At 69.5% G+C, this 16,072-nt stretch carries 12 protein-coding genes; 8 read left to right on the top strand and 4 right to left on the bottom strand.

Annotation, left to right across the window (positions count from 1 at the left end):
• Positions 1–21: 21 nt before the first annotated feature.
• Both IWX63_RS10975 and IWX63_RS10970 read left to right on the top strand, forming a co-directional pair.
• Positions 22–456, top strand: a complete 435-nt coding sequence (locus IWX63_RS10975; protein WP_199278208.1) for an arsenate-mycothiol transferase ArsC — start codon at positions 22–24, stop codon at positions 454–456.
• An 81-nt stretch (positions 457–537) separates the two neighbouring features.
• The gene (locus tag IWX63_RS10970; protein ID WP_199278207.1) at positions 538–1,332 is read left to right on the top strand and encodes an SDR family oxidoreductase; all 795 of its coding nucleotides are present in this window, start codon (positions 538–540) and stop codon (positions 1,330–1,332) included.
• Between the two features lie 52 nt (positions 1,333–1,384).
• On the opposite strand, the gene IWX63_RS10965 is transcribed toward IWX63_RS10970, so the two are convergent.
• Positions 1,385–2,713, bottom strand: coding sequence for a cytochrome P450 (locus IWX63_RS10965; RefSeq protein WP_199278206.1), 1,329 nt, complete (start codon positions 2,711–2,713; stop codon positions 1,385–1,387).
• 404 nt (positions 2,714–3,117) lie between these two features.
• On the opposite strand from IWX63_RS10965, the gene ileS reads away from it, so the two are divergent.
• The 5 genes from ileS (at position 3,118) to IWX63_RS10940 (ending at position 9,786) form a co-directional block, all read left to right on the top strand.
• The gene (gene ileS / locus IWX63_RS10960; RefSeq protein ID WP_442859123.1) at positions 3,118–6,417 is read left to right on the top strand and encodes an isoleucine--tRNA ligase; all 3,300 of its coding nucleotides are present in this window, start codon (positions 3,118–3,120) and stop codon (positions 6,415–6,417) included.
• A complete protein-coding gene (locus IWX63_RS10955) occupies positions 6,410–7,813 on the top strand; it encodes a bifunctional folylpolyglutamate synthase/dihydrofolate synthase (protein ID WP_199278204.1) in 1,404 nt (467 codons plus the stop codon). Before ileS ends, IWX63_RS10955 begins: the two co-directional genes overlap by 8 nt.
• Before the next feature lie 8 nt (positions 7,814–7,821).
• Positions 7,822–8,259, top strand: coding sequence for a DUF4233 domain-containing protein (locus IWX63_RS10950; RefSeq protein ID WP_334685804.1), 438 nt, complete (start codon positions 7,822–7,824; stop codon positions 8,257–8,259).
• Between the two features lie 79 nt (positions 8,260–8,338).
• The gene (gene ndk, locus IWX63_RS10945; protein ID WP_199278203.1) at positions 8,339–8,755 is read left to right on the top strand and encodes a nucleoside-diphosphate kinase; all 417 of its coding nucleotides are present in this window, start codon (positions 8,339–8,341) and stop codon (positions 8,753–8,755) included.
• Positions 8,756–8,820: 65 nt separating this feature from the next.
• On the top strand, positions 8,821–9,786 hold the full coding sequence (locus IWX63_RS10940; RefSeq protein WP_199278202.1) for an aldo/keto reductase: 966 nt from the start codon (positions 8,821–8,823) through the stop codon (positions 9,784–9,786).
• Between the two features lie 165 nt (positions 9,787–9,951).
• Here the strand turns inward: IWX63_RS10940 and IWX63_RS10935 are convergent, their stop codons facing one another.
• Positions 9,952–10,281 carry a hypothetical protein gene (locus IWX63_RS10935; protein ID WP_199278201.1) on the bottom strand — a complete coding sequence of 110 codons (330 nt, stop codon included), beginning with the start codon at positions 10,279–10,281 and terminating at the stop codon, positions 9,952–9,954.
• Between the two features lie 598 nt (positions 10,282–10,879).
• Here IWX63_RS10935 and IWX63_RS10930 point away from each other — a divergent pair.
• Entirely contained in the window at positions 10,880–12,394 is a 1,515-nt protein-coding gene (locus IWX63_RS10930) for a DUF222 domain-containing protein (protein WP_334685803.1), read from the top strand.
• 213 nt (positions 12,395–12,607) lie between these two features.
• On the opposite strand, the gene IWX63_RS10925 is transcribed toward IWX63_RS10930, so the two are convergent.
• Together IWX63_RS10925 and IWX63_RS10920 are read right to left on the bottom strand one after the other, a co-directional pair.
• Positions 12,608–14,734 (bottom strand): 3-hydroxyacyl-CoA dehydrogenase NAD-binding domain-containing protein, encoded by a 2,127-nt coding sequence (locus IWX63_RS10925; protein ID WP_199278200.1) that lies wholly within the window; start codon positions 14,732–14,734, stop codon positions 12,608–12,610.
• Entirely contained in the window at positions 14,731–15,987 is a 1,257-nt protein-coding gene (locus IWX63_RS10920) for a thiolase family protein (protein WP_199278199.1), read from the bottom strand. The genes IWX63_RS10925 and IWX63_RS10920 overlap by 4 nt, the downstream gene beginning before the upstream one ends.
• Positions 15,988–16,072 lie beyond the last annotated feature (85 nt).

The following is a 16,072-nucleotide window of genomic DNA, read 5'->3' as shown; positions in this document are numbered from 1 at the left end:
GGCCACATCGAAGGGGAACGAATGAACGAGTCACCTGCAGCCGACGACGGCGCACTCCTGCGCGGACGCGTGCTGGAGCGCATCTCCGCGGAGCTGTCCTCGACGTTCGACGGCGTCTTCAGCCCGGAGATGGTCGAACGCTACGTCTTCGAGTCCTACACGGCGCTCAGCCGGACGGCGACGTTCACCACGTACCTGCCGATCATCACGCGCCGGTTCGCCCTGAATCCCGGTCAGGAGTTCCCGAAGCCCCTGACCGACGACGTCGTCCGGGCCGCGGACGTCGTCATCACCATGGGCTGCGGGGACACTTGTCCCATCTACCCGGGGAAGAAGTACGAGGACTGGCAGATCTCCGATCCGGCGGCCATGGACCTGGACGGGGTCCGCACCGTCCGCGAGGTGCTGAGGACGCGGGTCCGGAACCTCGCCTCCACGCTGGTCACTCTGCCCTGACCGGCCCTGTCCAGCACCGGGCCGGGCGCGCCATCGCCGGCCGCGAGGCGGGTTTCGGCCCCCACTGACTACAGTGGCCCCATGACCGAGACATCCAGGGCGCCCCTCGGCGCCCCCGCCGACCCCGCCCCTTCCGCCCTGCTCGCCATCGTCACCGGTGCCAGTTCAGGGATCGGCGCCGCGACCGTCCGCGCCCTCCGTCGGGACGGCTGGGACGTCGTCGCCGCGGCCCGGCGCATCGACCGCCTGCAGGCGCTCGCCGACGAGACCGGGGCGACTCCCATGGTGCTGGACGTGACCGACCAGGCATCCGTGGACGCCTTCACGGCCGAGGTCACCGCGACCGGCCCGGTCCATGCGCTGGTCAACAACGCCGGGGGTGCCTTCGGCACGGAGCGGGTGGCCGAGGCCAGGACCGAGGACTGGGAGTGGATGTACAACGTGAACGTGCTCGGCTCCATGCGCATGACCCGGGCCCTGCTCCCGGCGTTGCGCGACGGCGGCCAGGGGAGCGTCCTGTTCCTGACCTCGACGGCGGCGCTCGCGCCCTACGAGGGCGGCGCCGGGTACTGCGGCGTGAAGGCGGCGCAGGAGTCGATGGCCCGCTCGCTCCGCCTCGAGGAGGCCGAGCACAACGTGCGCGTCATCGAAGTCTCGCCGGGCATGGTGCACACCGAGGAGTTCTCGCTCAACCGCCTCAGCGGTGACCGAGGCGCCGCCGACAAGGTCTACGAAGGGGTCGCGTACCCCCTGACGGCCGACGACGTCGCCGCCGCCGTCGCGTTCACGCTCAACGCGCCGCACCACATGAACATCGACCAGCTCGTCCTCCGTCCGCTCGCGCAGGCTGCCAACCACAAGGTCCTCCGGGGCTGAAGGCCCGGGGAACCCGGCTGATGACGCGGGTGCGGCGGCCGGGCGTCGCTGCTCAGGCCCTGGGGGAGACGCCCAGCCGGACGCTGTAGTTGTCCATGGTGCCCGGCAGCGGCCGGTCCGGGTCGAGCGACTGCCCCTCCTCCACCTGGAAGTCGTGCCCGGCCACCAGCTCCGCCAGAGCCGCGCTGGTCATGAGCAGCACCAGTTGCTTGCCCGGGCAGACCACCGGTCCGCCGCTGAAGGGGACCAGCGGCCAGCCGTCGTCCTCCTCGGTCAGCCAGCGCTCGGGTGAGAAGTTGTGTGCGCTGCGCAGGGAACGCTCGTCGCGGTGGAAGTACGGCGCGTAGATCAGCACGCCGCAATCGGCCGGCATCAGTCCCTGCTCCCACTGCACGGGCTGCGTGGTCTGGCGGAGGATCATCGGGGTGGTGGGCCACAGGCGCAGCGACTCGAGGATGCCGGCGCGCAGGTAGGGGAGGAGGCGGCGTCCCGAGGTGTCGCCGTCGACCTCCCGCCGCGCGGCGGCCATCGCCTCCGGATGGGTGGCGAGCACGGTCAGGGCGCGGAACGTCGCCATACCGGCGGGGTCGAACGCGAAGAGCCACTGCGGCACCTGGTCGGCGGGCTCGGCGCCGTCGCCCTTCGGAGCGGCGGCCATCACGGCCGCGAGGCTTCCGGGCTCGGCGTTGGCGAGCTCCTCGTCGATCCGCGCCAGGAAGCGCCGTCGGGTCTTCTTCCGCACCGGCTTCAGGAACGCCCAGTTCCCGTCCTTGCGCAGGCGGATCACCATGTCCGTGAGGTCCGTGTCGTCGCGCGCGTGGTCGCCGAACACCACCCGCCGCACCACCCGGTACCAGGCGTCGAGGAAGTCGTCCCAGGGAAGGGATCCGCTGCGGGCGGCCTCCGTGAGCAACTGCCGCATCTCGTCCTCCACCACGGGCACGAACCGGTCGGCGAGGTGGTGCACGGGGTGGTCCGTGTCGAGGACCTGTTCCTGCAGGGCGCGCCGCACCGTCCGGAGGGGTCCGCGCGTGATCAGCACGTTGGAGGGTTCGAAGTGGGACAGCGCCGCGCGCTTCTCGCTGCTGGCGGGGGTGAACGGTTCCGGGGACTGCGCCAGGACGGTATTGGCGTCGCCGGGCGCCAGGACGATCGCCTGCCTGCGGATCGGCAGCTTCAGCATCAGCGGACCGGCCGGGTACTTCGCGTGGATCGTCCTCACGATCCCCACCGCCCGGGTGTCCAGGTCGAGGCGTGCTGCGAGCCCAACCGCCCAGGGCCGCCGGATGATGGGACCCTTCACGATGGTCGGCAGGAGAACGCCGAGGAGCAGCCGGGCCGTGTCCGGGGCGGATGCGGTGGGAAGGGCGGGGGGTGTCATCCTCCCACCCTGCCAAGCCGAGGCCAAGGCCACAACGGGTTTCGGTGCGCGCGCGGAGGCGCCCGACGTGCTTCCATCCTTTCGACAACGAATTCGGAGCCGGGATAGACTGGACGGACAAGCGTCGACCCGGCCATCACCGGTGAGCTTCCGGAAGAAAGGCCGCCTCCCGGGAGGCGGCCCGTAGAACCGGACGGGCAGGCCCGTCACAGCCTAGAAACGAGCGGCGGCCCCGGCCCGCGTGACCGCGATGAGCGGCACGGCGGACGACGGCGGCAAGTGAGGTGGTACCGCGGGTCCTGGACCCTCGCAGCCGGTTAGGCAACCGGCGGCGGGAGACAGGGTCCCGTCCTCACGGCAGGACTCCTGCACCACCCGACGCCGCCGTACACAGGATGAGACCCATGCCGCAGATCTACCCCAAAGCCGTGTCGCCCGACGACGGCGGCACACCCTCCGCCGGGACCAGCGCCTCGCCGCGCTTCCCCGAGCTCGAAGAGCGCGTCCTCCGCTACTGGCAGGAGGACGGCACCTTCCAGGCGTCGATCGACCACCGCGACGCCGGCGTCGACGGCTCCAACGAGTTCGTGTTCTACGACGGACCGCCGTTCGCCAACGGCCTGCCGCACTACGGCCACCTCCTCACGGGCTACGCCAAGGACCTGGTGGGCCGGTACCAGACGCAGCGCGGACGCCGCGTCGAACGGCGCTTCGGCTGGGACACGCACGGCCTGCCCGCCGAACTCGAGGCGATGAAGCAGCTCGGCATGACCGACAAGCAGCAGATCCTCGCCATGGGCATCGACAAGTTCAACGACGCCTCCCGCGCGTCCGTGATGAAGTACGCGGGGGAGTGGCGCGACTACGTGACCCGCCAGGCGCGCTGGGTCGACTTCGACAACGACTACAAGACCCTCAACCCCGAGTACATGGAGTCCGTCCTCTGGGCGTTCAAGACCCTGCACCAGAAGGGCCTCACCTACAACGGGTACCGCGTGCTGCCGTACTGCTGGAACGACGAGACGCCGCTGTCCAACCACGAACTGCGCATGGATGAGGACGTCTACCAGGACCGCCAGGACCAGACCGTCACGGTCACGTTCCCCATCCTCCCCGGCGATTCGGCCCTGTCGAAGGACCTCGCCGGCGTGCAGGCCCTCGCCTGGACCACCACGCCCTGGACCCTGCCCACCAATGCCGCGCTCGCCGTCGGGCCGGACATCAGCTATGTCGTCGTCGAGGGTCGGCGCGACGACGCGGGTGGGCGCTACCTGATCGCCGAGGAGCTCCTCGGCAACTATGCCAAGGACCTCGGCTTCGTCGATGCCGCCGCCGCGCGCGATGCCGTCACCTCCCGGCACCTCGGAACCGAGCTGGCGGGACTCACCTACCAGCCGCTGTGGGACTACCTCGCGGACCCCGAGGAGGGCGGCTACCGCAACGCCTTCCGCATCCTCGTCGCGGACTACGTCACCACCACCGACGGCACCGGCCTGGTCCACCAGGCGCCCGCTTACGGCGAGGAGGACCAGAAGGTCTGCGAGGAGGCCGGCATCCAGGTGATCCTGTCGGTCGACGAGGGTGCGAAGTTCCTGCCCGTGTTCGGCAGCGGACCGCTCGCGGAGATCGTCGGGCTGCAGGTCTTCGAGGCCAACCGGCACATCACGCGCGTCCTGAAGTCCGAGGGGCGCCTGGTCCGCCAGTCCAGCTACGTCCACAGCTACCCGCACTGCTGGCGCTGCCGCAATCCGCTGATCTACCGCGCGGTGTCCTCCTGGTACGTCGAAGTGACCAAGATCCGCGACCGCATGGTGGAACTGAACCAGGACATCACCTGGATCCCGGGCAACGTCAAGGACGGCCAGTTCGGGAAGTGGCTCTCCAACGCGCGCGACTGGTCCATCAGCCGCAACCGCTTCTGGGGCAGCCCCATCCCCGTCTGGCAGTCGGACAACCCCGAGTACCCGCGCACCGACGTCTACGGCTCGCTCGCCGAGCTCAAGGCGGACTTCGGACGACTGCCGGTCAACAAGCAGGGTGAGGTGGACCTCCACCGCCCCTTCATCGACGAGCTCACCCGGCCCAACCCGGACGACCCCACCGGGCAGTCGACCATGCGCCGCGTCGAGGACGTCCTGGACGTCTGGTTCGACTCCGGGTCCATGCCCTACGGGCAGGTGCACTACCCGTTCGAGAACGAGCAGTGGTTCAACACGCACAACCCGGCCGACTTCATCGTCGAGTACATCGGGCAGACCCGCGGCTGGTTCTACATGCTGCACATCCTGTCCACGGCACTGTTCGACCGGCCGGCCTTCCGCAACGTCATCAGCCACGGCATCGTGCTCGGCTCCGACGGGCAGAAGATGTCCAAGAGCCTGCGCAACTACCCGGACGTCTCGGAGGTCTTCGACCGCGACGGCTCGGACGCCATGCGCTGGTTCCTCATGGCCTCGCCGATCCTGCGCGGTGGCAACCTGGTGGTCACCGAGCAGGGCATCCGCGACGGCGTCCGCCAGGTCATCCTGCCCCTGTGGAACGTCTGGCATTTCTTCAGCCTCTACACCAACGCCGCCCAGGGCGGACAGGGCTACGAGGCGAAGACCGTGACGCCGGAGGTCGCCGCGCTCCTGAGCGAGCCGATCGACCGCTACATCCTCGCCAACACGGGGAACCTCGTCCGCGACCTCACCGGAGCGCTCGACGCCTTCACGATCAGTGACGCCTGCGAGTCCCTGCGACGCTACCTCGACACCCTCACCAACTGGTACGTGCGCCGCAGCCGCCAGCGGTTCTTCGACGAGGACACCGACGCGTTCGACGTCCTCTACACGTGCCTCGAAGCCGTGTGCCGGGTCGCCGCACCGCTGCTCCCCCTCGTCACCGAGGAGATCTGGCGCGGCCTCACGGGCGGCCGGTCCGTCCACCTCACCGACTGGCCCGAAGCGACGTCGTTCCCCGCCGCCCCGGATCTGGTGGAGCAGATGGACCGCACGCGTGCGGTCTGCTCGGTCGGTTCCAGCCTGCGCAAGGCCGCGAACCTCCGGGTGAGGCTCCCGCTCCGGGAGCTCACCGTCGTGGCGCCCGCCGCCGCTGACCTCGCCGGGCAGTACGCGACGATCATCGCCGACGAGCTGAACCTCAAGGGCGTGCGCCTGATCGACTCGGCCGACGCCGAACCGGCCGAGTTCGGCATCACCCAGCGGCTCGTGGTCAACGCCCGCGCGGCAGGACCACGGCTGGGCAAGAACGTCCAGACGGTGATCAAGGCGTCGAAGTCGGGCGACTGGCAGGTCGACGACGACGGCGGCGTCACCGCGGGAGGCCTCGCCCTCGAGCCGCACGAATACACCCTGGACACCGTGGTGGAGGGCAACGACGCCGCCTCGAAGGCGGTGACAGTCCTGCCCGGTGGCGGGTTCCTCGTCCTCGACACCGAGGTGACGGCCGAGCTGGCCGCCGAGGGGACGGCCCGCGACGCCATCCGCGCCATCCAGCAGGCACGCCGCGACGCCGACCTCGACATCAGCGACCGCATCCGCACCACCGTCGGCGTCGCCCACGGGCAGGTCGGAGCGCTCGAGGCGAACGCCGGGCTGATCAGGGCCGAGACCCTGACGGTCGAGCTGCGCATCGAGGCAGTCCCGGACGCGCGCGAGGACTTCACCATCACCGTCGAGAAGCAGGAGCAGCAGCATGGATGACACGACAGGCACCGACGCCACCGACGCCACGGGGAGCAGCGCCGGGCTGGACGCCTTCTCGGTCGAGAGCGTGTACGCGGAGCTGCTCGGCCGCGCCCCGGAGCACAGGATGGAGCCGCGCATGGCGCCCCTCCACCGGGCGATGGAGATCCTGGGTGAGCCCAACAGGGCGTTCCCGATCATCCACATCACCGGCACCAACGGGAAGACCTCGACCGCACGCATGATCGAGAGCATCCTGCTGGCGCACGACCTGCGGACCGGCCGCTTCACGAGCCCGCACCTCGCGCGGGTCACGGAGCGCATCTGCATCGACGGGGAGCCCGTCCGGGACGAGACGTTCGTCCGGGTCTGGGACGAGATCAAGCCCTACCTCGACATCGTCGACGGCGAACTCCTCGTCGCCGGGGAGCCGCGCCTGACCTACTTCGAGTGCGTCACCATCCTCGCGTTCGCGATCTTCGCGGACGAGCCGATCGACGTCGGCGTCATCGAGGTGGGACTCGGAGGGATCACCGACGCAACGAACGTCGGCGACGGCCAGGTGGCCGTCGTCACCCCGATCTCCCTCGACCACACCGAGCTGCTGGGCGACACCGTGGAGGACATCGCGCTCGAGAAGGCCGGCATCATCAAGCCCGGGAGCTTCCTGGTCAGCGCGATCCAGCCCCGCGACGCCGCGCAGGTCCTCCTCGAGCGGGCCCGCGAGGTCGGGGCGGAGTTCCGCTTCGAGGGCGTCGAGTTCGGCATCGAGTCCCGCACGGTCGCGGTCGGTGGCCAGGTGGTGTCCATCACCGGGCTCGCCGGCCGGTACGGCGAACTGCTGGTACCCCTGCACGGCGAGCACCAGGCGGAGAACGCGGCCGTCGCCGTCGCCGCCGTCGAGGCGTTCCTCGGCGGGGGCGAGCGCGAACTCGAGACGGAGCTCGTGCGCAACGGGCTGCGGGCCGTCACCTCACCCGGCCGCCTCGAAGTGGTGCGGACCGCACCCAGCATCATCGTGGACGCAGCGCACAACCCTGCCGGGGCGCGCGCCGCGGCCAAGGGCATCAACGACGCGTTCGACTTCAGCCGGCTCGTCCTCGTCATCGGGGTACTGCAGGACAAGGACGCGGCGGGCATGCTGGCCGAGCTGCACGAGGAGCTCGGTGGCATCCTCGAGGACGTCTGCCTGACGCAGTCGACATCGCCCCGGTCCGTCCCCGCCGCCGACCTCCTGCAGGCAGCGCTGTCGGCCGGGTTCGCTGAGGAGAACATCACCATCCTGCCCGGGCTCGACGACGCCCTGGAGTGGGCGGTGATGAAGGCCGAGGAGAACAACGACCTCGCCGGCGGCATCCTCGTGACCGGATCCATCACGGTGGTCGGGGAAACCCGCACCCTCCTCGGGAAGTAGGCCCACGCATGGCACGACGCATGACCAAGGCGCAGCGCGAGTGGCGGCCCGGTATGCCGAAGAAGCGGCGGTCCACGAAGGTCATGTTCGCTTCGACGGTCCTCCTCCTCGAGGCGTTCGTGGTGTTCTTCGCGACGCTCGTCGTCTTCGGATTGCGGCGCGACGAGATCCCGCCGGCCGTCATCCTGACCTCCGGACTGCTCCTGAGCGTGGTGCTCGTGCTCACCTGCGCGGTCCTGACGAAGAAGTGGGGCATCGCCCTCGGCTGGATCCTCCAGCTCGTCCTCATCGCCGGGGGCTTCCTCGAACCCGCCATGTTCGTCGTCGGGCTCGCGTTCGCCCTCACCTGGCTGTACGGGATCCGGCAGGGGACGCGCGTGGACCGCGAGAACGTGGAGCGTGACCGCCTGCAGGCGAAGTGGGAGAAGGCGAACCCCGAGGGGTAGGGCATTTAGTAGAGTCGAACCCGGTACCAGTTGTTCCATCCGCGCCGTCCATGACGGCGCATCCATCCCAGGAGTCCCCATGAGCGTTGAGCGCACCCTTGTCCTCGTCAAGCCCGACGGCGTGTCCCGCGGCCTGACGGGCACCGTCCTGTCCCGTGTCGAGGCGAAGGGCTACACCATCGCCGAGCTGAAGCGCGTGCACGCCACCCGTGAACTGCTCGAGGAGCACTACGCCGAGCACCTCGGCAAGCCCTTCTACGAGCCGCTCGTCGAATTCATGCTGAGCGGCCCGATCGTCGCCGCCGTCTTCGAGGGCGAGCGCGTCATCGAAGGCTTCCGCTCGGTGGCGGGGACCACGGACCCGACGACGGCGGCGCCCGGCACCATCCGCGGCGACCTCGGCCGCGACTGGGGCCTGAAGGTCCAGCAGAACCTCGTCCACGGGTCCGACTCGGCAGAGTCCGCGGAGCGGGAGATCGGTATCTGGTTCGCCTGACGCCACCGCAAACATCGTTGCCCCGGGTCATGTGCCTGGGGCAACTGTGTTGGTAAGTTAGGGGCATGATGACCTATCGCAGACTGGGCGCCTCGGGGCTCAGCGTTTCCACCGTCGGGCTCGGCTGCAACAACCTCGGCCGGGCCGGCACCACCTCCGAGTCGCAGGAGGGCACCGACGCCGTCGTCCATGCGGCGATCGACGCCGGGATCACCCTGTTCGACGTCGCCGACATGTACGGCAAGGCACCGGGCGTGAGTGAGGTGCAGCTCGGCAAGGCCCTCCGCACCCGGCGCGACGACGTCGTCCTGGCCACGAAGTTCGGCCTCGACATGGACGGTGTCAACGGACCCGACTGGGGCGCCCGCGGGTCCCGCCGCTACATCATCCGCGCGGTCGAGGCCTCCCTGCGGCGCCTCGACACCGAGTGGATCGACCTGTACCAGTACCACGCACCGGACGCCCGGACGCCCATCGAGGAGACCCTTGCGGCCCTCGACGACCTCGTGACCAGCGGCAAGGTGCGCTACCTCGGGCACTCCAACTTCGCCGGCTGGCAGATCGCCGAGGCCGAGTTCACGGCACGCAGCGGCGGTTACACGCCCTTCATCTCTGCGCAGAACCCGTACAACCTGCTGGACCGTCGCCTCGAACGCGAAGTGGTCCCCGCCGTCGAGGCCTACGGCCTGGGCATCCTGCCGTACTTCCCTCTCGCCAATGGGCTGCTCACCGGCAAGTACCGGCGCAACGAGGTCCCCGCCGGCAGCAGGCTCACCCACTCACGCAAGAACGTGCTGGAGACCGCGGACTGGGACCAGCTCGAGGCTTTCACCGCGTTCGCTGCCGAACGGGAACTCACCGAGGTCCAGGTGGCCTTCTCCTGGCTCGCCGCCCAGCCGTCCGTCGGATCCGTGATCGCCGGCGCCACCTCGCCGGAGCAGGTGCGGCAGAATGCGGCGGCGGCCGACTGGACGCCGTCGGACGACGACCTCACCGAACTCGACCGAATCTTCCCCCGCCCAGCGGCCTGAGCCGGGCGGCCTGGTACCGGTCGGTCGAAACTGGCCGCCTGAGCTCGAGCGGCCGAGCCCGATCGGCTGAGCCGAGCAGCAAACGGCCCGCGCGCGGCCACGACTGCCCGCGAGCAGCGCTCCCAGCTGAAGTACTACTCGTGGCGGGCAAGGGCGCCTGCGCGGCTATCGCCGCCTTTGATCTGCTGCGGGGGACCTCGACGCAGCTCGGGCATGGAACTCGTCCATGGCGATCGACAGGATGATCCGGGCCTCAGCGAGGGCGAGGGCGTCCTGCAGGTCGTCGAGCACTTGCATCTGACGGAGGAGCTCCTCCGGATCCGAGCTGAGAGGCATTGGTTCCAGTGAGCGGACCACAGCCAGGATGTGTTGGGCCGGGCTACGGAAGAATGCAGCACCACTGCGGGCAGCATTGCTCGGTCCGGTGCCGCTCGGAACGACCCCCTCGGGTAGCGTGCCGATCTGGTTCGGCTGGAGATTCTGGTTCTTTTCCATGGCGCAGTATCTCGGGCACCACTGACCTTCTTGTGAGCTGAGTCACGCGGTGGCCGATGCCTTGGCAGACCCTCTGCGGGCTCCGGTACTGCCCGTTCAGAAGTCTCGGACGGACCACATGCTCCTACGGTGCTTCTGGTCCGGACTGAGTTGTGCTGTCTCGGGATCGACGAATCAAAGGCTTGAGAACCCCTCAGTTGCTGGTGATCTCTGCCCTCGGCGTCGGGTGCGGGCGGCCGCATAATGTCGGTGGTGGTTGGGATAATTCAGTATGGACAGCAGCCAGAATGCTCCGCTCGAAACCGCCGTAACCGGCGGCGCTCCAGTGGGTACTGCGGTTTCGGCGGACGGTGTGCGGGATCTGATTGGCGCGATGGCGTCCCTTTCAACGGGCGCGGTCACTGTCGACCTGGTGGACCGGCTGCAGGCGCTGACCGATCAGCTCAGGACCATGCTTCCCGGTGACGCTCCAGTGCGCGCCGCTGTCCCTTCTGCTGCCCCGTCCGCGGATGTCCCGATTGCCACTGGTGCTGTCCCGGGGGGTTTCGTGCGGGTTGGGTGTGTACGGGATCTGGCCGATGCCTTGGCCTCTCTCCCCATGCCTGCGGATGGTGTCGAGCTGATCGATGAGGTGCGTGATTCAGAGGAGTTGAAGTCCATGATCGCCGGTCGGCAGGCCCGGGATACGGTCGCCTTCGACGTCGACCAGCGTCGGTCCCAGACCGCGGCCGGTGTCCCGGCCGCGGAGCAGGGCAAGGGTGTGGCCGCGCAGATCGCCCTGGCCCGGAGGGAGTCCCCGGCCCGCGGCGGCCGGTTGTTGGGGTTGGCCAGGGCGTTGGTGACGGAGATGCCCCACACGATGGCCGCCCTCGAGGCCGGGCGACTCTATGAATGGCGGGCCACTTTGCTGGTCCGGGAGACCGGCTGCCTGAGTGCTGCGGATCGGTGCGCGGTCGACGAGGAGCTGGCCGCGGATACCGGCACCTTCGACGGGGCCGGTGACCGGCAGATCGCCGCCGCGGCGCGGGCGGCCGCGTATCGGCGGGATCCCCGCTCGGTCACGCAGCGGGCCAGTCACGCGGCGTCGGAGCGGCATGTGAGTCTGCGTCCGGCCCCGGACACCATGACCTATCTGACCGCCCTGCTGCCCGTCGCCCAGGGGGTGGCGGTGCACGCGGAACTGACCCGGCACGCCGACGCCTGCCGGGCGCAAGGCGATCAGCGCAGCCGGGGTCAGGTGATGGCTGATGCCCTGGTGGAGCGGACCACGGGCACACCGGGCGGGTTCTCCCGGGTGGAGGTGCAGCTGATCATAACGGACAGGACCCTCCTCCAGGGTGATAGCGAACCGGCTCGGCTGCCCGGCTACGGGATCGTCCCGGCCGGCTGGGCGAGGGACCTCCTCGCCACCCGGAACACCACAAAGCACCCATTCGACCAGCCCGCGGGTCAGCCCAGGAATCAACCCACCGATCAGTCAGCCGGGCAGCCCACCGGGCAGGCGTTCCAGCGCGCAGCCGTGCCGCCAGCCGGAGCCGCCGCAGGGAACGCTGCTAATTCAGATGCCGAACGGGAGTTCGAGGTCTGGCTGCGGCGCCTTTATACCGCTCCGAGGAGTGGGGAGCTGATCGCGGCCGACTCCAGAGCGAGACTTTTCACGCCAGGGCAGCGCCGCTTCATCGAGGCCCGGGATCATTTGTGCCGGACCCCGTACTGTGATGCGCCGATCCGCCACTACGACCACATCATCCGCTGGCGCAATGACGGGACCACCAGCCTCACCAACGGCGCAGGGCTCTGTGAGGCCTGCAACCACACCAAGGAACTCGCCGGCTGGACGGCAACAGCCCCTCCCAACCCCGGTCCAGAGGCCCGGCATGCCCTCGAGCTCCGCACGCCCACCGGCCACACATACCACTCCACCGCACCACCCCTCCCCGGCAGCGGTCCGAACGAACTCGAGCACGAACGAGAGCACGAACTGCAACGCGCTCAGGGTCTGGAGGGACAGGCCCACACGCCGACGCCCCCGAACGAGGCACCGGACGATCCCAGCACGCCGACATACCTCACCACGCGACGCTCTCGACGAGCTGAACTGCTCTTCGCCTGACCCATCACGCAGAGGCCGGCAGGGAAGATCCACCACCGGGGAATCCCACCCTCGAGCGGTCTCCGCCGTGTGCACCCCGCCCACCCTCGCCGTCGACGTCGACGGCGCAACAGAAAGCAGAAAAGGCCCCGATCCTTCGATCGAGGCCTTTTCTGTCTGTGAGACGCCGCTTCTGTCTGTGAGACGCCGCGCAGGGGCGGCTGAGGTACTGCGTCAGGCCTGGTGGAACCGCTTCCCGTTGACGCGCTCGGACGCACCGACGCGGTCCAGGTACGGGGTGATGCCGCCCAGGTGCATCGGCCATCCGGCGCCCATGATCATGCACAGGTCGATGTCCTCCGGGGCCGCGACGACGCCCTCGTCGAGCATGCGTCCGATCTCGTCCGCCAGGGCGTCCTGCGTGCGGTGCAGCACTCCGTCCGACGTCGACGGGCTGTCACCGCGCTCCATCAGCGCCAGCGTCTGCTCGGGGACCAGGAAGGAGCCGTCCTCCTGCTTCTCCCACAGTCCCTTCACCCCGGCATCGATCAGCTTCTGCTGGTTCGCCGAGACATGGAAGCGATCACCGAAGGCGGTGTGCAGCGACTCCTGCACGTGCTGCCCGACCGGCAGGCCCACGAGGGCGAGCAGGCGGAACGGCGTCATGGGCAGGCCCATGGGACGGAGCGCGTTGTCCGCAGTCTCCGCGTCCGTCCCCTCGTCGAAGACCGCGGTGATCTCACCGAACATGCGGCCGAGGATCCGGTTGACCACGAACGCGGGCGCGTCCTGCACGAGGACCGCGTTCTTCTTCAGGCCCTTAGCGAGGACGAAGGCGGTCGAGAGCACGGCGTCGTCGGTCTTCGGCGCGCGGACCACCTCGAGCAGCGGCATGGCCGCGACCGGGTTGAAGAAGTGGAACCCGACCACGCGTTCTGGGTGCACCAGGTCCGCCGCCATCTCGGCCACGGACAGCGACGACGTGTTGGTCGCGAGGATGCACTCGGGCGAGACGACGGCCTCCACCTCCGCGAATACCTGCTTCTTGACCGACAGCTCCTCGAAGACCGCCTCGATGACGAAGTCGGCGTCGGCGAACACCTCCTTCGACACGGAGCCGGAGACGAGCGCCCTGGTGCGGTTCGCGGCGTCCTGCGTCAGCCGCTTCCGGTCGAGCATCTTGTCGATCTCGGCGTGGACGTACGCGACGCCCTTGTCCACACGGGCCTGGTCGATGTCCGTCAGGACCACCGGCACCTTGAGCTGCCGGGCGAACAGGAGTGCGAGCTGGCTTGCCATGAGCCCGGCGCCCACGACGCCGATCTTCGAGACCGGGCGGGCGAGCTTCCTGTCGGGGGCACCTGCGGGGCGCTTGCCGCGCTTCTGGACCAGGTCCAGGAAGGCGTAGACCGTGGCATGGAACTCGGACGTCTGCATGAGCTCGGCGAGGGCGGTGCACTCCGCGGCCGCCGACTCCTTGCGGGACAGGGTGAGGCCCGCCTTGAGCAGGTCGAGTACCCGCGACGGCGCCGGAGCGGCGTTGCTGGTCTTCGCCTCGACGAATCGTCGGCCGGCCGCGACGGCACCGGTCCAGGCATCGTCGTCGTACCGGGCGAGCCCGGCGCGCCGCTGCTCGACGGCGTCCGCGGCCTCGCCGCCGCGGAGTACCCGTGCGGCCCAGAGCAGGGACTGCTCGATGTAGTCGGCGGGCTCGAAGAGGGCGTCCGCGATACCGAGGTCGTAGGCAGCCCGGCCGTTCAGGCTCCGGTTGTTGCTGAGCGGGTTCTCGATCATGACCTTCACCGCGTTGGCGGGGCCGATGAGGCGGGGCAGGCGGTAGACGCCGCCCCAGCCCGGGACGAGGCCGATGAAGGCTTCGGGCAGGCCGATGCCGTTGGCGCCCGAGGACACGGTGCGGTAGGTCGCCGCGAGGGCGATCTCCAGGCCGCCGCCCAGTGCCACGCCGTTGATGAAGGCGAAGCTCGGCACGCCCAGGTCGGCGAGGAGGTCGTAGGCCTCATGGCCGAGCTCGGCCATGAGGCGGCCGAGGTGCTCGGACCGGACGTTCTTGACGGTGCTGAGGTCCGCGCCTGCGACGAGGAAGTAGGGCTTGCCGGTCACGGCGACGGCGGCGATCTCGCCGCGCGCCGCGCGTTCCTTCAGGCCCTCGAGGGTGCGGCCGAACTCGATCAGCGTGTTCGGCCCGAGGGTCGTGGGCTTCGAGTGGTCGAGGTCGTTGTCGAGGGTGATGAGCGCGAGCACGCCGGCGCCTTCGGGGAGCCTGATGTCCTGGACGTACGAGTGGGTGACGATCTCGGTGGGAACCAGCGCGGCCAGTTCGTCGTAGCGTTCGAAGCTCATGCTGCATCCTGTCCGTAGTGCTCGTGGTGGGGGTTCTCCCAGATGACGGTGGCGCCCATGCCGAGGCCGATGCACATCGTGGTCATGCCGTAGCGCACCGAGGGGTCCTCCTCGAACTGGCGGGCGAGCTGGTTCATCAGGCGGACGCCGGAGGAGGCGAGCGGGTGCCCGACGGCGATGGCGCCGCCGTAGCGGTTCACGCGCGGGTCGTCGTCGTCGATGCCGAAGTGGTCGAGGAAGCTCAGGACCTGGACGGCGAAGGCCTCGTTGATCTCGAAGAGCCCGATGTCGGTGATGTCCAGCCCGGCCTGGCGCAGTGCCTTCTCCGTGGCGGGTACGGGCCCGATGCCCATGACCTCCGGCTCGACGCCGGCGAAGGCGTAGGCCACCAGGCGCATGCGTACCGGCAGTCCCAGTTCCGCCGCCGCGTCGGCGGAGGCGAGGAGGGCCGCGGTGGCGCCGTCGTTCAGTCCGGCCGCGTTGCCCGCGGTGACGCGCCCGTGGGCGCGGAACGGGGTACGCAGCGTCGCGAGGTCCTGGACGGTGGTGCCGGGACGCGGGGGTTCGTCGACGCTGTTCAGGGTCCAGCCCGCACCGGGCTTCTTCCCGGCGACCGGCACGAGATCGGGCTGGATGCGCCCTTCCTCGTAGGCCACGGCGAGCTTCTCCTGGCTGCGCACGGCATAGGCGTCCGTGCGGTCCTTCGTGATCGCGGGGAACCGGTCGTGGAGGTTCTCGGCGGTGTTGCCCATGTTCAGGGCCGCCGGGTCGACGATGCGCTCGGACATGAACCGCGGGTTCGGGTCCGTCCCGACGCCCATCGGGTGGTTGCCCATGTGCTCGACGCCGCCGGCGATGACGACGTCGTACGCTCCGAACGCGATGCCGGACGCCGTGGTGGTCACGGCCGTCATGGCGCCCGCACACATGCGGTCGATCGCGAAGCCGGGGACGGTGCGGGGGAGCCCTGCCAGGAGGGCGGCCGTGCGGCCGATCGTGAGGCCCTGGTCTCCGGTCTGGGTGGTGGCGGCGATCGCGACGTCGTCGATGCGCTCGGGCGGCAGGGAGGGGTTCCGGCGCAGCAGGTCGCGGATGCACTTCACCACGAGGTCGTCGGCGCGCATGCCGGCGTAGATGCCCTTGTCGCCCGCCTTGCCGAAGGGGGTCCGTACTCCGTCGACGAAGACGACGTCGCGGACGGCGCGTGCACGTGATGTTCTGGCCGTGGGCGTGGTCCCGGTTTCTAGGCTCACCTGGTACTCCTCTTTGAGATGTTGATCCGCGAACATGTTACTGGTCAGTAACATAGCGTGCAAGCGGCCGCCCAGGTGGGGGTGG

The sequence above is a fragment of the Arthrobacter sp. CAN_A2 genome, assembly GCF_015752045.1.
In the GTDB taxonomy this organism is placed as follows: Bacteria; Actinomycetota; Actinomycetes; order Actinomycetales; family Micrococcaceae; genus Arthrobacter_D.
Note: the sequence above shows the minus strand (reverse complement) of the source record. Positions and strands in the feature narration are given on the sequence as shown.